Origin of the sequence: Pseudomonas neuropathica, from assembly GCF_051174785.1 — a bacterium.
In the GTDB taxonomy this organism is placed as follows: Bacteria; Pseudomonadota; Gammaproteobacteria; order Pseudomonadales; family Pseudomonadaceae; genus Aquipseudomonas; species Aquipseudomonas neuropathica_A.
In genome coordinates this window covers 2,926,270-2,945,175 of sequence record NZ_CP195111.1, presented here as the reverse complement: position 1 = coordinate 2,945,175, position 18,906 = coordinate 2,926,270, and the positions used below count along the sequence as shown (strand labels likewise).

The 18,906-nt window shown below is 60.6% G+C and carries 16 protein-coding genes; 8 read left to right on the top strand and 8 right to left on the bottom strand.

The window, feature by feature from the left end; translation table 11 throughout:
• Positions 1-111 precede the first annotated feature (111 nt).
• Complete coding sequence (locus ACRRSD_RS13375; RefSeq protein WP_016985978.1) at positions 112-729, bottom strand: C40 family peptidase; 618 nt, start codon at positions 727-729, stop codon at positions 112-114.
• Between the two features lie 248 nt (positions 730-977).
• On the opposite strand from ACRRSD_RS13375, the gene ACRRSD_RS13370 reads away from it, so the two are divergent.
• Entirely contained in the window at positions 978-1,409 is a 432-nt protein-coding gene (locus tag ACRRSD_RS13370) for an NINE protein (RefSeq protein ID WP_007913651.1), read from the top strand.
• A gap of 84 nt (positions 1,410-1,493) precedes the next feature.
• On the opposite strand, the gene ACRRSD_RS13365 is transcribed toward ACRRSD_RS13370, so the two are convergent.
• The 7 genes from ACRRSD_RS13365 to gshB all read right to left on the bottom strand — a co-directional run bounded on the left by ACRRSD_RS13365 (position 1,494) and on the right by gshB (position 7,540).
• The gene (locus ACRRSD_RS13365; protein ID WP_435038328.1) at positions 1,494-2,765 is read right to left on the bottom strand and encodes a dihydroorotase; all 1,272 of its coding nucleotides are present in this window, start codon (positions 2,763-2,765) and stop codon (positions 1,494-1,496) included.
• Positions 2,762-3,766, bottom strand: coding sequence for an aspartate carbamoyltransferase catalytic subunit (locus ACRRSD_RS13360; protein ID WP_007913665.1), 1,005 nt, complete (start codon positions 3,764-3,766; stop codon positions 2,762-2,764). The genes ACRRSD_RS13365 and ACRRSD_RS13360 overlap by 4 nt, the downstream gene beginning before the upstream one ends.
• Positions 3,767-3,793: 27 nt before the next feature.
• Entirely contained in the window at positions 3,794-4,300 is a 507-nt protein-coding gene (gene pyrR, locus ACRRSD_RS13355; protein WP_034153653.1) for a bifunctional pyr operon transcriptional regulator/uracil phosphoribosyltransferase PyrR, read from the bottom strand.
• 80 nt (positions 4,301-4,380) lie between these two features.
• Complete coding sequence (gene ruvX / locus ACRRSD_RS13350; RefSeq protein ID WP_008077844.1) at positions 4,381-4,818, bottom strand: Holliday junction resolvase RuvX; 438 nt, start codon at positions 4,816-4,818, stop codon at positions 4,381-4,383.
• Positions 4,818-5,390: a YqgE/AlgH family protein gene (locus ACRRSD_RS13345; protein ID WP_016985971.1), complete on the bottom strand. Its 573-nt coding sequence runs from the start codon at positions 5,388-5,390 to the stop codon at positions 4,818-4,820. Before ACRRSD_RS13345 ends, ruvX begins: the two co-directional genes overlap by 1 nt.
• Positions 5,391-5,561: 171 nt before the next feature.
• Positions 5,562-6,461 carry an energy transducer TonB gene (locus ACRRSD_RS13340; RefSeq protein WP_422610250.1) on the bottom strand — a complete coding sequence of 300 codons (900 nt, stop codon included), beginning with the start codon at positions 6,459-6,461 and terminating at the stop codon, positions 5,562-5,564.
• Between the two features lie 107 nt (positions 6,462-6,568).
• Positions 6,569-7,540: a glutathione synthase gene (gene gshB, locus ACRRSD_RS13335; protein WP_435038327.1), complete on the bottom strand. Its 972-nt coding sequence runs from the start codon at positions 7,538-7,540 to the stop codon at positions 6,569-6,571.
• 225 nt (positions 7,541-7,765) lie between these two features.
• On the opposite strand from gshB, the gene pilG reads away from it, so the two are divergent.
• The 7 genes from pilG (at position 7,766) to ACRRSD_RS13300 (ending at position 18,619) form a co-directional block, all read left to right on the top strand.
• A complete protein-coding gene (gene pilG, locus ACRRSD_RS13330) occupies positions 7,766-8,170 on the top strand; it encodes a twitching motility response regulator PilG (protein ID WP_007913673.1) in 405 nt (134 codons plus the stop codon).
• 60 nt (positions 8,171-8,230) lie between these two features.
• Complete coding sequence (pilH, locus tag ACRRSD_RS13325) at positions 8,231-8,596, top strand: twitching motility response regulator PilH (RefSeq protein WP_435038326.1); 366 nt, start codon at positions 8,231-8,233, stop codon at positions 8,594-8,596.
• A 10-nt stretch (positions 8,597-8,606) separates the two neighbouring features.
• Entirely contained in the window at positions 8,607-9,146 is a 540-nt protein-coding gene (locus ACRRSD_RS13320) for a chemotaxis protein CheW (RefSeq protein WP_007913675.1), read from the top strand.
• Between the two features lie 154 nt (positions 9,147-9,300).
• The gene (locus ACRRSD_RS13315) at positions 9,301-11,349 is read left to right on the top strand and encodes a methyl-accepting chemotaxis protein (protein ID WP_435038325.1); all 2,049 of its coding nucleotides are present in this window, start codon (positions 9,301-9,303) and stop codon (positions 11,347-11,349) included.
• Positions 11,350-11,360: 11 nt separating this feature from the next.
• Positions 11,361-17,258: an Hpt domain-containing protein gene (locus ACRRSD_RS13310; protein WP_435038324.1), complete on the top strand. Its 5,898-nt coding sequence runs from the start codon at positions 11,361-11,363 to the stop codon at positions 17,256-17,258.
• On the top strand, positions 17,251-17,721 hold the full coding sequence (locus ACRRSD_RS13305; protein ID WP_435038323.1) for a chemotaxis protein CheW: 471 nt from the start codon (positions 17,251-17,253) through the stop codon (positions 17,719-17,721). The genes ACRRSD_RS13310 and ACRRSD_RS13305 overlap by 8 nt, the downstream gene beginning before the upstream one ends.
• Before the next feature lie 532 nt (positions 17,722-18,253).
• Complete coding sequence (locus tag ACRRSD_RS13300; RefSeq protein WP_034153647.1) at positions 18,254-18,619, top strand: DUF6124 family protein; 366 nt, start codon at positions 18,254-18,256, stop codon at positions 18,617-18,619.
• Positions 18,620-18,906 lie beyond the last annotated feature (287 nt).

The window sequence follows — 18,906 nt, the reverse complement described above, 5'->3', positions numbered from 1 at the left end:
GCTCGCTCCCACATTTGCTTGCATTCCTTCAATTGGAATGCTTTCACCTGTGGGAGCGAGCTTGCTCGCGAAGAGGGCGGTACTGCTTGAGCAGATTACGGATCAGTCAGCTCAGCGCTGAACCACGCGCATCTGGCTTTGTTCTTTCGGCAACACACGCTTGGCAACTACGTAATGCTGCTGCCAGTACGGCTTGTTCAACGTATCGATGCTCACCGCTTTGCCACGACGCGGGGCGTGGATGAAGCGGTCGTTGCCCAGGTAGATGGCAACGTGGTTGACTCGACGGCTTTTGATGTTGAAGAAAATCAGATCGCCCGGTTTCAGATCCTTGCGCTCGACTTTCTCGCCGTGGCCGCTGGCCATGGCGTTCGAGGTGCGTGGCAGGTCGAACGTAGCGTCGTTGAAAGCGTATTTCACCAGGCCGCTGCAATCGAAACCTTTACTTGGGCTGCTGCCGCCCCAACGATAAGGTGTACCGAGGACGTTCACAGCACGGCTCAGCACGTTGCTGCTTTCCTTGCTCGCCATCGGTGGCACCAGCTTGCTGTGGCTCTTGCTGCTCAGCGTGGTGGTTTTGCTTTTGCTGCTTTTGCTCGAAGGAGCCGAAGCATGGGATTTAGGGGTAAAGCCGTTAACGTTGGGAAGACGTTGCTCACGATTGGTGGCGTGGGCGGCCAGTGGCATTAATAGGCAGATGGTTAGCCATGTCTTGAAAAATGGTCGCATTAGGCGTGGCTCTTTAGTGATAGCGCGCAACTTTATAACAGAGTTTTTTTTCATTCCGAGTCCGTTGGTCGATTCAGTTGGAGGCCAACGGAACCAAATAAGCGGCAAATGGACGCAATTGTCCGACAGAAGTCAGGTGCTATAAGGCTTTGACGGTAGCAACGGTAACATTTGCCGTACGTCGGCTACCTGTAAAAAAGTCACAAAGAATTCAAGAATATTTATCTATCGTGTGAATCGAGGTCTTCATGAACCCCTATCAACAATTTGTTCAGCAGCAAGATACGCACAGCAAAATCATCGGTTACCTGCTGTGGATTTTCGGTTTTACCGGCGCTCACCGCTTCTATTACGGCAAGCCGGTGACCGGGACGATCTGGTTTTTTACCTTCGGTTTGCTGGGTATTGGCTGGCTGATCGACCTGTTTCTGATCCCGGCAATGGATCGCGAGGCGGATCTGCGTTTTACCGCAGGACCGATCGAATACAACGTGGCGTGGATTCTGCTGACGTTCCTTGGCGCACTGGGCGTGCACCGGATGTATCAGGGCAAGTGGATCAGCGGCCTGATCTATCTGCTGACGGGCGGGTTGTTCTTTCTGGGTGTGCTGTATGACTTCTGGACGCTGAATGATCAGGTCTCGGTGCGTAACGCCGAAGGCAGAGGCGCTTTCCAATAAAGCTTCGCGAGCAAGCTCGCTCCCACAGGGTTCGCGGTGATCCTTGTGGGAGCGAGCTTGCTCGCGAATGGGGGCAACCCGGTATCAAGCCTGGTGGCTGATCCGCCCATCCACCAAGGTATAGCGAACCACGCCCGGCAAAGTGTGCCCGATGAACGGGCAGTTCTCACCCTTCGACAACCAGCCTTCACCGGCCACCGTCGAAGCCTGCGGATCGAACAGCACGATATCCGCCGCACCACCCACCGCCAGTTTGCCTGCCGGCAGACGCAGCGCTTCAGCCGGGCCTGCGCTCAGACGCGCCAGCAAGGTCGGCAGATCCAGCAACCCATCCTCAACCAGCGTCATCGCCAGCGGCAGCAGCAGTTCAACACTGCTGATGCCCGGCTCGGTCGCGCCGAACGGTGCCAGTTTGGCGTCACGTTCGTGCGGTTGGTGATGGCTGGAAATCGCCGACACTACGCCGGACTTCACTGCTTCACGCAAACCGTCGCGATCCGCGCGAGTGCGCAGCGGTGGCTGCACGTGGTACAGGCTGCTGAAGTCGATCAGCGCTTCGTCGGTCAGGATCAACTGGTACAGCGCCACGTCCGCCGTCACCTTCAAGCCACGGGCCTGCGCCTGAGCAATCAGGGCCACGCCGCGAGCGCTGGTCAACTGGCTGAAGTGCGCACGCACGCCGGTCTGCTCGACCAGCAACAGATCCCGGGCCAATGCCACGGTTTCAGCGGTTTCCGGAATACCCGGCAGGCCAAGGAAACTGGCAACCGCGCCTTCATGGGCCAAGCCACCTTCGGCCAGATCATGATCCTGCGAGTTGAAAATCACCGTCAGATCGAAGGTCGCCGCGTATTCCAACGCCCGGCACAGCGTGCGGGTGTTGCGGAAACTCTCCAGACCATTGCCGAATGCCACGCAACCGGCGTCGCGCAGGGCAACCAGCTCAGCCAGTTGCTCGCCATCCAGACCTTTGCTCAGCGCGCCAATCGGAAACACCTTGGTGTTGCCGGCTTCGCGGGCGCGGTCGAGGATCAATTCGGCCACGGCGGAGGTGTCGAGCACCGGTTTGGTCTTCGGCGGGCAGCACAGGCTGGTCACGCCACCGGCGGCCGCTGCGCGGGTTTCGCTGATGATCGAGCCTTTGCGGCTGTAACCCGGCTCGCGCAGGGCTACGTTCAGATCGACGAGGCCCGGAGCGGCGACAAGGCCTTGGGCATCAATGGTTTCTACTGCGCTGAAACCCGCTGGGGCCGCGCCGATGGCGACGATCTTGCAGGCTTCAACGTGAATGTCGGTGACTTGATCCAGGCCGCTGCTTGGATCGATGACGCGTGCGCCGAGAATGCTGAGCTTCACTGGGCGTTCTCCTGCTCGAATTGGCGCTGGGCTGTTTGTCCGCTCATGGCCATGGACAGCACAGCCATACGAATCGCGATGCCGTAGGTGACCTGATTGAGGATCACCGAGTGCGGGCCGTCGGCTACTGCGGACTCGATCTCAACACCGCGGTTGATCGGCCCCGGGTGCATGACGATGCAATCCGGTTTGGCCCCGGCCAGACGCGCGGTGGTCAGGCCGAACAGGCGGTAGAACTCGCCTTCGCTCGGCAGCAGGCCGCCGGTCATGCGTTCACGCTGCAGGCGCAGCATGATCACCACGTCGACGTCTTTCAGGCCTTCGGTCATGTCGGTATAGACCTTCACGCCGTACTGCTCGATGCCGATCGGCAGCAGGGTTTTTGGCGCGATCACGCGGATGTCCGGGCAACCGAGGGTTTTCAGCGCGAGCATGTTCGAGCGCGCCACCCGCGAGTGCAGGATGTCGCCGACGATCGCCACCGAGAGGTTTTCGAAACCGCCCTTGTGCCGACGGATGGTGAGCATGTCGAGCATGCCCTGCGTCGGGTGGGCGTGACGGCCGTCGCCGCCGTTGATGATCGCCACTTGCGGGCAAACATGTTCGGCGATGAAGTGCGCGGCGCCGGAGTCACCGTGGCGCACGACGAACATGTCGGCGGCCATGGCTTCAAGGTTGCGCAGAGTGTCGAGCAGGGTTTCACCCTTGCTTGCCGACGAGGTCGACACGTTCAGGGTGATCACGTCCGCCGACAGCCGCTGGGCCGCCAGTTCGAAGGTGGTGCGGGTGCGCGTGGAGTTTTCGAAGAACACGTTGCACACGGTCTTGCCGCGCAGTAACGGGACCTTCTTCACCGCCCGGGCACCGACTTCGAGGAACGAGTCGGCAGTGTCGAGGATTTCCGTCAGCAACTCGCGGCGCAGGCCGTCGAGCGAGAGGAAGTGGCGCAGCTGGCCCTGATCATTGAGCTGCAGCGGGCGCTTGGTATCTAGAGGCGTCATCGCGAAGGGGACTCTCAATAGGGCGGATTAAAGGTTGAAGTCTTGCAGTTCGAGCGTCAGCGGCTCGGGGCCGGACAGCTTCACCCGTTCGTGAGCGGCCAGCGACAGCGTCGCGCCAACCACGTTCGGGCGGATCGGCAGCTCGCCGGCATCGAGGTCCAGCAGGCAGACCAGGGTCACGCTGGCCGGGCGGCCGTAGTCGAACAATTCGTTCATGGCGGCGCGGATAGTGCGGCCGCTCATCAATACGTCGTCGATCAGCACCAGATGCTGGCCTTCGATTTCGAAGGGCAGGGCGGACGGGCGCACTTGCGGGTGCAGGCCGTTCTGGCTGAAGTCGTCGCGGTAAAAGGACACATCCAGCGTGCCCAGTGGCGCGTCGCTGCCCAGTTCCTTGAGCAAGGCCTGCGCGACCCAGATGCCGCCGGTGCGAATGCCGATGTAACGCGGTTCAGTGATTTCACGCTGGGCAAGGTGCGCCTTGAGGCGGGTCGCCATCTGGCTGATCAGATCGGCGGGATTTGGCAGGCTCATGGTTGCTCCTTGTTGGGGGCGAGTCAGGTCCTTGGACGCAACTCGGTTTTTCACTCAAAAGAAAAGCGCCGAAGCGCTTGTCAGGATTCAAACAATGCAGTGTTTTCATCGAGCCAGCCCTGCAACAGCAGAGCGGCGGCGATGGCGTCCACCGGGTTGTCGCGGTAACTGCCCTTTTGGCCGCCACGGACCAGACGCTCGCCCTTGGCCTCGAAGGTGGTCAGGCGTTCGTCGTGGGTATAGAAGGGCACGTTGAAGCGGCCATTGAGGCGGCGGGCGAATTTTTCTGCGCGCAGGCACATTTCGCTCGGCGTGCCGTCCATGTTCAGCGGCAGGCCGACGACGACGGCGTCGGGCTTCCATTCTTTTATAAGGGCTTCGACCTGGTTCCAGTCCGGCACACCGTTTTGTGCCTTCAACGTGCACAGCTCACGGGCCTGGCCGGTAATCACCTGGCCGACGGCAACGCCGATCTGTTTGGTGCCGTAGTCGAAGCCGAGAATCAGGCGCAGGGCCATCAGGCGTGACCTGCCTGGCTGGTCAGCAGGCTGAGGTTGATCCCTAAATGCCTGGCCGCCGCTTCGAGGCGCAGTTCGCTGCTGGTGTTGAAGAGGATGTCGGCGTCGTACGGGCAGTTCAGCCAGGCGTTGTCGGCAAGTTCCGCTTCCAGCTGCCCGGCTTCCCAGCCGGCGTAACCGAGGGCGATCAGGCTTTTCGCCGGGCCGACGCCGTCAGCGATGGCGAACAGCACGTCCTGCGAGGTCGACAACGCCAGATCGCCGTCCAGCTGCGCGGTGGCCTGGAAGGTCTTGCCCGCCGGATGCAACACAAAACCGCGATCAGTCTGCACCGGCCCGCCGATGAAGATCGGCACATGCTGGCAGAGTGCTGGCGGGTCGATGTCCGGGCGCAATTGCTCGAGGATGTCGGCCAGATTCAGCTCTTGCGGTCGATTGACCACAATCCCCATAGCGCCATTGGCCGTGTGCTCGACGATGTAGGTCAAGGTGTGGGCAAAGTTCGGGTCGGCCATGTGGGGCATGGCGATCAGGAATTGATGCTTGAGGTAGCTGGGGCTGACGTTTTTCATGTGCGCTAGTGTGGCGTTCGGGGGGCAAACTGACAAGCTGGAGATGTAAGCAACACACCGATCCAATGTGGGAGCGAGCCTGCTCGCGAAAGCGGTGGATCAGTCACATCAATGTTGAATGACACACCGCATTCGCGAGCAAGCTCGCTCCCACAGGGTTTCTGCGGTGTGTCAGTTGCTGGAGAGTTTGTCGCCCCGCGCAAATTTCCAGGTACGAATGATTTCCAGACGATCGATATCCGACAAGTCCCCGGTAAACGGGGCAAACGGTGCCGCCAGTCGAACAATGCGCTGCGCGGCCTGATCCAGCAGCGGCTGCCCGGACGATTCCAGCACCAGCACTTCATACAGCGAACCATCGCGATTGATCGAAACCATCAGGCGCAAATTGCCGTAGATCTGCTTGCGCCGTGCTTCCTCGGGATAATTGAGGTTACCGATGCGTTCGACCTTCTTGCGCCAGTCGTCCTTGTACCAGGCACCCTTGTCGCGCATGGTCGACGCCGCGCTTAAACGGTGAATCCGTGGGCGCTTGGCGTAGAGCTGTTGTTCCTTGGCCAGTTCGGCTTCAAGGCTGGCGATGTCGCTGGACAGCTGCGAGCTGTCGAATTCCGGCGCGTCGACTGTCGGTTTGACTTCTGTCTTGCTTTCTTCTTTCTTGGTCGGCGCTTTTTTCGGTTTCGGCGCGACGGTGGTCACTGCAGCCTTCGGCGCGGCCTCCTGCACTTGCGGCTTGGCGGCCGGTGGCGGGGTGACTTTCTTGACCTGATTGTCCTGGAATGGCGCCACTTCAGTGGTCTTGGGGATCGCCTTCTTGTCCAGCGTGCCGCTGCCTTCCTGATGCTCTTGAGCAAGAAAGTCAGCCTTCTCCGGCTTCTTTTCGCTCTTGAAGGTGGCGAGGGTGATTTCCAGGGTTTTGCTGATTTGCTTGGGCTCGACCATCGTGAAACCGACGCCGAGCAGCAGCGCCAAATGGATCAGCGCCGCGAGGAACAGGGTAAAACCGAGGCGATCGGCCGGGCGCACGCCACGGTGGGCGAGTTCTGCGGGCAGATCGGACGGGAGGGTCATGACAAGAAAACCAACATCGCGTTTTTCAGAGGCTGCGCATGATAACGCAATGTTGGTTTCACGCCTTGGGCTTCACGCTTCAAGCGACAGACTGCATGTGACGTGCATCAAGCTTGTGGCATTTTGCCGGCGGCTTGCAGCTTCTTGGCGATGGCGTCCATCAGCAGGCCGCCAATGTCGGTGCCAAACGCATTGTCGATTTCACGGATGCAGGTCGGGCTGGTGACGTTGATTTCGGTGAGACTTTCGCCAATCACGTCGAGACCGACGAACAGCAGGCCTTTTTCACGCAGGGTCGGGCCGACCTGGGCGGCGATCCAGCGATCCTTGTCGGTCAACGGACGCGCTTCGCCACGACCACCGGCAGCCAGGTTGCCTCGGGTTTCGCCCTGCGCCGGAATCCGCGCCAGGCAGTAATCCACCGGCTCGCCGTCGATCATCAGGATGCGTTTGTCGCCGTCCTTGATCGCCGGCAGGTAGGCCTGGCCCATGATCTGCTGGCCACCGAGTGCGGTCAGGGTTTCCAGAATCACCGACAGGTTCGGATCACCGGCGCGGTGACGGAAGATCGAAGTGCCGCCCATGCCGTCCAGCGGCTTGAGGATCACGTCGCCGTGTTTCGCGGCGAATTCGCGCAGCACATCGGCACGGCGGCTGACGATGGTTGGCGGCGTGCACTGCGGGAACAGCGTGGCGAACAGCTTTTCATTGCAGTCGCGCAGGCTCTGCGGCTTGTTCACCACCAGCACGCCAGCGGTTTCGGCCTGTTCGAGCAGGTAGGTGGAATAGACGAACTCCATGTCGAACGGCGGATCCTTGCGCATCAGGATCACGTCGAGATCGCTCAGCAGGTTGTCCTGCTCGGCGTCCAGTTCGAACCATTTTTCCGGGTTGGCGAAGACTTTCAGCGGCTTCATGCGCGCCCGTGCCTGACCTTCGCCCTGATACAGGTCGCGCTGTTCCATATAGAACAGTTCCCAGCCACGCTTTTGCGCGGCCAGCAGCATGGCCAGCGAGCTATCCTTTTTATAGGAGATGCTGGCGATAGGGTCCATGACAATCCCGACGCGAACGCTCATTGGGTTTTCCTCGAAAATTGGCTACCGGATCGGTATTGAAAAAGTGCCGCCAGAGTGGCGCCGGGCGGGTTTTCGGTCAAGGAAAAACCCGTCGATAGATTGCATCTGGAGACTGTGCTAAAAAGGCTGCCATGCCGTGCTGGCCCTTGAGCATCAAGGGTTTCCAGCCATCAGTCATCGCAAAACGGACAATTTGATTCGCAAAGGCGACGGTAGAGCCCTCTTATGGAACAGCAGTCCAGCGCCTTGAAGGTCATGGTGATCGACGACTCGAAAACGATTCGTCGCACCGCCGAAACCTTGTTGAAGAATGTCGGGTGCGAAGTAATCACGGCGATCGACGGTTTCGATGCTTTGGCGAAGATCGCCGACAACCATCCCGGGATCATTTTTGTCGACATCATGATGCCGCGTCTGGATGGTTATCAGACCTGCGCTTTAATCAAGAACAACAGTGCGTTCAAGGCCACGCCGGTGATCATGCTGTCATCGCGTGACGGGCTGTTCGACAAGGCCAAGGGGCGGATTGTCGGTTCTGATCAATTTTTGACCAAGCCTTTCAGCAAGGAAGAACTGCTCAACGCGATCCAGGCCCATGTTCCGGGCTTCGCCGCCGTTTTGCCGCAGTAAGACACGTACAGTGACGCTCGGCCAGCGGGCCGGGGGTCGACAAGAAAAATGGGGAAAACCATGGCACGTATCCTGATCGTCGATGATTCGCCGACTGAAATGTACAAACTGACCGGCATGCTCGAAAAGCACGGCCATGAAGTGCTGAAGGCCGAAAACGGTGCCGACGGCGTGGCCCTGGCCCGTCAGGAAAAACCCGACGCGGTATTGATGGACATCGTCATGCCCGGCCTCAACGGTTTTCAGGCCACTCGCCAGTTGACCAAAGATTCCGACACCAGCCACATCCCGGTGATCATCATCACCACCAAGGATCAGGAAACCGACAAGGTCTGGGGCACCCGTCAGGGCGCCAAGGACTACCTGACCAAACCGGTCGACGAAGACACCCTGATCAAGACCCTGAACAACGTGCTGAACGGTTGATCGCACGACCATGAGCGAATCGCTGACCGCGTTCGAACTGCTCTGGCAAATCGACCAGCGCTGCCGCTTGCTGGCGGCGGACCTGCCGTCGCAACCGGCGCGTCAGGATCGCTGGAGCGGCATCGGCTTTCGCCTCGGCGAGCATTGGTATGTGGCGCCGATGGGTGAAGTCAGCGAAGTGCTGCACGAACCGCGCTTCACTCAATTGCCCGGGGTCAAACCGTGGGTCAAAGGTGTGGCTAACCTGCGTGGGCGGCTGCTGCCGATCATGGATTTGTGCGGATTTTTCGGCCATGAACTGTCGCCGTTGCGTAAACAGCGGCGGGTCCTGGTGGTCGAGCATGGCGATGTGTTCGCCGGGTTGATGGTCGATGAGGTTATTGGTCTGCAGCATTTCGAGCAGGACAGCTTCGAACCGATCTCGATCAGCAAGCGCCAGGGTTCGAAGGCCGAGTTCGTCAAAGGCTACTTCCGCCGTGAGCAGAACTGGCGGGTGTTCAGCCTGTTTGCGCTGGCCAAGTCCCCAGTGTTCATGAGCGTCGCGATATAACAGATTCAACACCGTCCCCTGTGGGAGCGAGCCTGCTCGCGAAGAGGGCGTGTCAGGCAAGATAAATATTGGCTGACCCAGCGCTTTCGCGAGCAGGCTCGCTCCCACAGGGATTGCAGCAGGCCTCAAAGGTGTGGGTTAAGGGCGAGGACCGATGACAAAAGCAAAAACAGGCAAGCCGGCGGAAGGCTCGCGCAGTCGCTCGCAGATCATCGTGCTGTTCATCGCACTGATCGTGTTCATCATGCTGCTGTTCGCCAACTTCGCTTACCTCAACACCCAGGCGAACTACGACAAACAGTACATCGGCCACGCCGGTGAGCTGCGTGTGCTCTCGCAACGCATCGCCAAGAACGCCACCGAAGCCGCCGCCGGCAAGGCTGCCGCGTTCAAGTTGCTCAGCGATGCGCGCAACGATTTTGCCCAGCGCTGGAGTTACCTGAAAAAAGGCGACCCAACCACCGGCCTGCCGCCAGCGCCGGCCGCCGTGCGCCCGGAAATGCGCGCCGTGCAACTGGACTGGGAACGCCTGCTGAAAAACACCGACGCGATTCTTTCCAGCGAACAGACCGTGCTGTCGCTGCATCAGGTCGCCGCTACCCTGGCCGAAACCGTGCCGCAGTTGCAGATCGAATACGAAAAAGTCGTCGAAATCCTCCTCCAGCGCGGCGCACCAGCGGCGCAAGTGGCGATGGCCCAGCGTCAATCGCTGCTGGCTGAGCGCATTCTCGGCGCGGTCAACACCGTGCTCGCCGGCGACGAAAACTCGCAGCAGGCCGCCGATGCCTTTGGCCGCGATGCCAGCCGTTTTGGCCAGGTGCTCAACGGCATGCTGCAAGGCAACGCAGCGCTGAAAATCAGCCAGGTCGAAGACCGCGACGCCCGTGCGCGTTTGAGTGAAATCTCCGAGCTGTTCCAGTTCGTCTCCGGCTCGGTGGATGAAATCCTCGAAACCTCGCCGGAGCTGTTCAAGGTCCGTGAATCGGCGAGCAATATCTTCAGCCTCTCGCAAACCCTGCTCGACGAAGCCTCGCACCTGGCCACTCGCTTCGAGAACCTTGCCGGCGGGCGCAATACCGACACCATCGGCGGTTACGTCCTCGGTTTGCTGGCGTTGGCTTCGATCATCCTTATCGGTCTGGTCATGGTCCGGGAAACCAATCGCCAGTTGCGCGAAACCGCCGAGAAGAACGAGCGCAATCAGAACGCGATCATGCGCCTGCTCGATGAAATCGAAGACCTCGCCGACGGCGACCTCACGGTGACCGCTTCGGTGACCGAAGACTTCACCGGCACCATCGCCGATTCGATCAACTATTCCGTCGACCAATTGCGTGATCTCGTCGCGACGATCAACCTCACCGCCGGCCAGGTCGCCGCAGCGGTGCAGGAAACCCAGGCCACCGCCATGCATCTGGCCCAGGCCTCGGAGCATCAGGCCCAGCAGATTTCCGAAGCCTCGACGGCGATCAGCGACATGGCTGAATCCATCGATCAGGTGTCAGCCAACGCCGCCGAGTCTTCAGCGGTAGCCGAGCGCTCCGTGGAGATCGCCAACAAGGGCAACGAGGTGGTGCACAACACCATCCACGGCATGGACAACATTCGCGAGCAGATTCAGGACACCGCCAAACGTATCAAGCGTCTGGGCGAGTCGTCGCAGGAAATCGGCGACATCGTTAGCCTGATCGATGATATTGCCGACCAGACCAACATCCTCGCCCTCAACGCGGCGATTCAGGCGTCGATGGCCGGTGATGCCGGGCGCGGTTTCGCCGTGGTTGCCGACGAAGTGCAGCGCTTGGCCGAACGCTCGTCTGCCGCCACCCGGCAGATCGAAACCCTGGTGCGGGCGATTCAGACCGACACCAACGAAGCCGTGATCTCGATGGAACAAACCACCACCGAAGTGGTGCGCGGCGCGAGACTGGCGCAGGATGCCGGTGTGGCCCTGGAAGAAATCGAAGGCGTATCGAAGACCCTCGCGGCGCTGATTCAAAGCATCTCCAACGCAGCGCAGCAACAGACGACTTCCGCCGGGCAGATCTCGCTGACGATGAACGTGATCCAGCAAATCACCTCGCAGACTTCGTCCGGCTCCACGGCCACCGCCGAGAGCATCGGCAACCTGACGAAAATGGCCAGTCAGCTGCGGCGTTCGGTGTCCGGGTTCACCTTGCCGGCGGCGACAGATAAAGCGTGAGTGGAGTGGTTATGGGTGATCGGCACGACTATGTGGCCCTCGAATGGGTCAAAGGCGAAATTGCCGAAACGCTGAGGCTGGCGCATCAGGCGATTGAAGCCGTGCTCGATGATCCGCAAGCCTTTCCCGGGCTGGACGAGTGCCTGGATTACATCCATCAGGTCCACGGCAGTTTGCAGATGGTCGAGTTCTACGGCGCAGCCTTGCTCGCCGAAGAAATGGAACATCTGGTCGAAGCCTTGCAGCATGAGCGCGTCAGCCACCGCGACGAAGCTCTGCACCTGTTGCTGCAAGCCCTCGGGCAATTGCCGATTTACCTCGACCGTGTGCAGAGCGCTCGCCGTGATTTGCCGCTTGTGGTGTTGCCGCTGATCAACGATCTGCGCAGTGCCCGTGGCGAAAGCCTGTTGTCTGAAACCAGCCTGTTCAGCCCGCAACTGCCTGAGTTACCGCCCTTGAACGCCGAAGCACTGGCGCTGCTTGAGCCGGCAGAGTTGCCGAACGTGCTGCGCAAATTACGCCAGATGCTGCAAATGGCTTTGGTCGGTTTGCTGCGCGAACAGGATGACCAGACCCACCTCGAATATCTGGCCAAGGTCTTCACCCGCCTCGAAGCGCTGAGCGGTGATTCGCCGCTGAGCCCGCTGTGGCAAGTCGCCTCGGCGCTGGTCGAAGGCATGCGCGCAGGCGTGATCGCCAACAGTCCGGCGCTGCGCAGCCTGTTCAAGGATGCTGACAAAGAGCTGAAACGCCTGCTCGAGCAAGGCATGGCCGGCCTCAACCAGACGCCACCGCCAGAACTGCTGAAAAGCCTGTTGTTCTATATTGCCAAAGCCGAACATCCCACCGGGCAGATGCTGACCATGAAAGATCGCTACTCCCTGGACGACGCGTTGCCTGACAGCGCGATGGTCGACGAAGAACGCGCGCGCCTTGCCGGCCCCGACCGCGATGCGATGCGCTCGGTGTTGGCCGCGCTGTGCGAAGAACTGGTGCGGGTCAAGGAACGCCTTGACCTGTTCGTGCGTAGCGACCGTCAGCACACCTCGGATCTGGAAAGCCTGCTCGCGCCGTTGCGGCAGATCGCCGACACCCTCGCCGTGCTCGGTTTCGGCCAGCCGCGCAAAGTCATCATCGATCAATTGGCCGTGGTACTCAGCCTCGCCCAGGGCCAGCGTGAACCGAATGACGCGATCCTGATGGACGTTGCCGGTGCGCTGCTTTACGTCGAAGCAACGTTGGCCGGAATGGTCGGCACCGTCGAGCCGGAAAGCCCGGAAGATTCGCGCCTGCCGACCACCGACCTGACGCAGATCCATCAGATCGTGATCAAGGAAGCGCGCATCTGCCTGCAACAGGCCAAGGACATGATCGTCGACTACATCGACGCCGATTGGGATCGCCAGCACCTGCAACCGCTGCCGGCGCTGCTGACTCAGGTGCGCGGTGCGCTGGCGATGATTCCGTTGAATCGCGCGGCGAGTCTGGTCGAAGCCTGCAACAGTTTTATCCGCGAACATTTGCTGCTTGATCCGCACGAGCCAGGTTGGGAGCAACTCGATCATCTGGCCGATGTCATCAGCAGTCTGGAGTATTACCTAGAACGCTTGAGCGACGACCCACAGGCACCGGGCGAACAATTGCTGGACGTCGCACAGAAATCCCTCGCCAGTCTGGGTTTCTTTCCAAATGAGCCGCATGTGCCCGTGCTCGACGACGTGCTCAGCCCCAGCGAAGCGCTGGTGATGCAGGACATGCAGGCGCTCGATGATCCGGAAACCGTACAGTCGCTGGCCGATGTTCTCGCCAGCCCGGTTTCGGCGCTCAACCCGCCGGCTCTGATTACTCCCGGCAGCCTGATGCCACCACCGGCCGATGAAGAACCGGTCGATGATGAACTGCGCGAAGTGTTCCTTGAAGAGACCGACGAGGTCCTCGAAGTTCTCCACGAATACCTGCCGCGCTGGTCGGCCAATCCGCAGGATCGCGCCGCGCTGACTGAACTGCGCCGCGCCTTTCACACCTTGAAGGGCAGCGGGCGCATGGTCCGCGCGCTGATCCTCGGCGAGCTGGCGTGGGCGGTGGAAAACCTGCTTAACCGCGTCCTGGAACAGAGCGTCGAACCCGGCTCGGTGGTGCCACAACTGCTCACCGATACGGTGCTGTTGTTGCCGGAGCTGATCAATGAATTCGCCACTAACAGCCAGCGACAGCGCAGCGATGTCGATCAACTCGCCGCACGCGCGCATGCCTTGGCCAAGGGTGACGAGCCGCTGGCCGCCGAAGATGTCGACGATGTCGCCGCGCTCGATCCGCTGTTGCTGGAGATTTTCCGTAACGAAGCCGAGACTCACCTCGCCAGTCTCAACCGTTTTCTTGATCAGGCCGCCGAACACGTGCCGTTGCAAGCCAGTGACCAGTTGCAGCGCGCCTTGCACACGCTCAAGGGCAGTGCCTCGATGGCCGGCGTGTTGCCGATTGCCGAACTCGCGGCACCGCTCGATCAACTGGCCCGCGAGTTCAAGGCGCACCAGTTGCCGCTGGACCTCGACGAAGTGGAGTTGCTCCTCGAAGCCGAGGGCTTGTTCCGCGTCGGCCTGCGTCAGCTCAAGCACGATCCGCTGGCGCCGATTGTCGGTGCACAGTCGCTGATCAAACGCTCGGAAACCCTGCTTGCCGAGCGTCTGGCGTCGATCCTCGATGCGCCCAATACCGGCGTGCGGATCAAGCGCGATCCGCAACTGATCAATAACTTCCTCGCTCAAGGCATGGATATCCTGCTGGATGCTGAGAGCCTGCTACAGCGCTGGCAGCAACACCCCGGCGAGCGTCAGGAACTCAGCGCCTTGCTGGATGAACTGACCACCCTCGGCGAAGGCGCGCATTTGGCGGATTTGCTGCCGGTGGATGTGTTGTGCGAAGCCTTGCTCGATCTCTACGGCGCCGTGGAAGAAAGCAGCCTGGCGGTCAGCGAGCAGTTTTTCCAGGAAGCGCAAAACGCCCACGAAGCGCTGATCAACATGCTCGACGAACTGGCCGCCGGTCAGGAAGTCACGCCGCAGCCAGAGCGGATTCGGGCGTTGCATGATCTGCTCGATCAGAGCCTCGATCCTTCTTCCATGGGCCTGATTCGCAGCGATGGCAGCCGCACCCTGAGCATCCGTGAACTGGGCAGCGCCACGGCGGAATTGCAGCAGGCGGCCACCCCGTTTGAAGCGGATGACGAGATCGTCGAGATCTTTATCGAAGAGGCCGTGGACATCCTCGACAGCGCCGGCCAGGCCTTGCAGCGCTGGCTCAACGACCCGGACAACGGCGCGCCGCTGTCCTCGTTGCAGCGCGATTTGCATACGCTCAAGGGCGGTGCGCGAATGGCTGAAGTCGAGGCCGTCGGCGATCTGGCTCAGGAACTGGAAAGCCTCTACGAAGGTTTGGTCGATCGTCGCTACAGCCACAGCGAAGTGTTGGCGCGCTTGCTGCTCAAAAGCCATGAGCGTCTGGCGCTGCTGGTGGAACAACTGCAACAGCATCAGCCACTGACCCCGGCAGAGGATTTGATCGAAACCCTGCGTCAGCTGCGCCAGGGCCAAAGCGTTGGCGAAACGCCGCAACCCGCCGCCGATCACGACAGCGCTGGGCACGATCCGGAGCTGCTGGAAATCTTCCTCGAAGAAGGTTTCGACATCATCGAAAACTCCGGCGCCGCGCTGCTGCGCTGGCAGGCGGAGCCTGGCAATCGTCAGGAAGTGGAAACCCTGCTGCGCGATCTGCACACCCTCAAGGGCGGCGCGCGGATGGTCGAGATCGGCCCGATCGGCGACCTCGCCCATGAGTTGGAATACCTTTACGAAAGTCTTTCCAGCGGCGCTTTGCAGCCGTCGGCGGAGCTGTTTGCGCTGGTGCAGCGCGGTCATGATCGCTTGGCGCAGATGCTCGATGGCGTACGCGCCGGGCAACCGTGCCCGCCGGCCGATCGGCTGATCAACGCGATCCAGAATTTCAGCCACCCGGTGATGCCCGACACGCCGCCGGTGTTGCCGGTGCCAGTCAAGCCTGAAGTAGCGCCGCCAGCCGCCGAGGCTGGCGCGGACATGGTCAAGGTCTCCGCCGAACTGCTCGATGAACTGGTCAATCTGGCCGGCGAAACGTCAATCTTCCGTGGCCGTATCGAACAACAGGTCAACGACGCCCAGATTGCCCTGAACGAGATGGAAACCACCATTGAGCGCATGCGCGATCAGTTGCGCCGCCTCGACACTGAAACTCAGGGGCGGATTCTCAGTCGTCAGCAAGTCGACGCCGAACGCCTCGGCTACGAAGAATTCGACCCGCTGGAAATGGATCGCCATTCGCAGTTGCAGCAACTGTCGCGGGCGCTGTTCGAATCGGCCTCCGACTTGCTCGATCTCAAGGAAACCCTCGACCGCCGCAATCACGACGCCGAGAACCTGTTGCAGCAACAGGGCCGCATCAACACCGAATTGCAGGAAGGCCTGATGCGCACGCGCATGGTGCCGTTCGAGCGCATGTTGCCGCGCTTGAAACGCATCGTCCGCCAGGTCGCCGAAGAGCTGAACAAAGACGTCGCGTTTGTCGTCGGCAACGCTGAAGGCGAGATGGATCGCAACGTCCTCGAACGCATGGCCGCGCCGCTGGAGCACATGCTGCGCAACGCCGTCGACCACGGTCTGGAGTCCGCCGAAGTGCGGCTGGCGGCGGGTAAGCCGGCGCAAGGGCAGATCAGCCTCGACCTGTCCCGCGAGGGCGGCGACATCGTTTTCGATATCCGCGACGACGGCGCCGGGGTGCCGCTGGAAGCGGTGCGGAACAAAGCGATCAAGCGTGGCATGCTCGCGCCGGAAGCCGAGATCAGCGACCGCGATGTGTTGCAGTTCATCCTGCAGCCGGGGTTTTCCACTGCAGAAAAAATCACCCAGATTTCCGGACGCGGCGTCGGCATGGACGTGGTGCACGAAGAAGTGCGGCAGCTCGGCGGCAGCATGAGCATCGATTCCGTGCCGGGGCAGGGCGTGCATTTCCGTATTCGTTTGCCGTTCACCGTGTCGGTCAACCGCGCGTTGATGGTGCAGTGTGGCGAGGATCAGTACGCGATCCCGCTGAACACCATCGAAGGCATCGTCCGCGTGTTGCCGAATGATCTGGAAGCTCACTTCCGCGTTGATCCACCGCGCTACCAATACGGCGGCCAGACCTATGAGCTGTGCTACCTCGGCGAACTGCTGAAAACCGCGCCACGACCGAAACTGCTGGGCCAGAACCTGCCATTGCCGGTGCTGCTGGTGCACTACAACGACCGGCGCATCGCGGTGCTGGTGGATACCATGGCCGGTACCCGTGAGATCGTGGTCAAGAGCCTTGGCGCGCAATTCGCGGCGGTGCAGGGCGTATCCGGCGCGACGATTCTCGGCGATGGTCGGGTGGTGCTGATTCTCGATTTGCTCGCGCCGATCCGCGCCATGCAGGCACGCATTGCGCCGACGCCAACGCTGCCGGAGCTCGACAGCGAACCGCACAAACCGCTGCTGGTGATGGTGGTCGACGACTCGGTCACTGTGCGCAAGGTCACCAGCCGTTTGCTCGAACGCCACGGCATGAACGTGCTCACGGCCAAGGACGGGGTGGACGCCATGCTGCTGCTGGAAGAGCACATGCCCGACCTGATGCTGCTCGACATCGAAATGCCGCGCATGGACGGCTTCGAAGTCGCCACCCAGGTGCGCAACGACGAACGCCTGCAGCACCTGCCAATCATCATGATCACCTCGCGCACCGGGCAGAAACACCGCGACCGCGCGATGGCGATTGGCGTCAACGACTACCTCGGCAAGCCGTATCAAGAGTCGGTGCTGCTCGAAAGCATTGCCCAGTGGAGCAAGAAACATGCATGAGCGCCGGCATAATCAGCGCAGCAGCCAACTGACCGGGTTGCTGCTGCCATTGGCGGATCGCAATTTGATCCTGCCTAACGTCGCTGTCGCTGAGTTGATCGATTACCAGGCCAGTGCCTTCGATCTGGACACGCCGCCGTGGTATCTCGGTAAAGTTACGTGGCGAGAGCGGCAGATTCCGCTGCTGAGTTTTGAATCGGCGTGCGGGCAGAAAATCGTCATTGGCGAGCGGGCGCGGATCGTGATTTTGAATGCGCTCGGTGGATTGCCGGAGTTGAAATTCATTGCGCTGCTGGTGCAGGGGATTCCGCGGTCGTACAAGCTTGATAGTCAGTTGAGTTATGTCGATGTGCCGTTGTGTGGGCTGGAGCAGGCGGCGGTGCAGGTCGGGGAACAGGTGGCGAAGGTGCCGGATTTGTTGGGGCTGGAGAAGTTGTTGGTGGATGCTGGGCTCGTTTACTGATCTGGAATCTTCGGTGTTCTGACTGGCCTCTTCGCGAGCAGGCTCGCTCCCACAGTTGATCTTCAGTGATCCCGGATTTTGCGTACGACACAGACCCCCTGTGGGAGCGAGCCTGCTCGCGAAAGCGCCAGTCGCCACACCCCAATCCGACAGACAAATCCTAAATCTCTGTGAGTAATAAACACCATTCAGCTCAGCTGTTTAAAGACATCCGGTGTTACGGCTCCCGAGCCTACAAATCCTTGCGCCGCTGCCTACGCATGCACCAGAATCCGCCGGCTTGTGCGCTCTCGGCATGCTGCGTAACTTGATTCGCATCACTGATTTCCAGTGATCGGGTTTAGCAGCCCGTGGTTAATCTAAGGGTGCACATGCATCATCGTCAGGCTCAGCGCCTGCATTCGATGGCGGCTGTGCGCAGGGCGCTTCGGCGCGCCGGCTTCCTTAGGTTCCCCGGTCTGCTAACCTGCGTTCAGCTGCCACCCCTTCTTTTAGCAGAGAAGCGGTTCCAGCTTAATTTCGGAACCTGAAGATGATTAAACCTACGCCTAACCCCCCGCTCACAGATCCCGCATCCCCCTACGAATCCCCCGATTCGAAGAAATTCCACGAAGCCGCCGAACGCGCCCTCGACCATTACCTCGGCCCGACCAACGCCGACCTGATGGCCACGCCTTACACCCCCAACACGCTGTACATGGCCAACCCCAATGCCGACACCGAATCCCTGCTGGCCGACGCCAGTGAAACCCTCGGCTCGGCCACGGTCATGCTCAACAACCATGCGGCAATGGTGGAAGGTACGCACCGCAAGACTGTGCAAGGTATTGCGCAGGTGGTGATGGTGGCGGAGATGGCCGTCAACCGTTTGTTGGATAGGTTGGTGCCGACGGAGTGACTTGAAAGCTGACCCTCACCCCAGCCCTCCCGAAACGTCGGACCGCCCGTAGGGAGAGGGGGCCTACCGTGGGATGCTCACAAGTTACGCCGACCTGAAAATACTGCTGTGAATCCATAATCGACTTGGTGGGGCAGGTCGATGTATGGCGCCAGACACCTCGGTCGGTCCCCTCTCCCTCCGGGAGAGGGCTAGGGTGAGGGCGGCTCTTGATCATTACCCTGAGCGTAACGATTCACCACCGCGCTTGATTGATGCTCCCACCCCACACGCCTACCTTAGCTCCA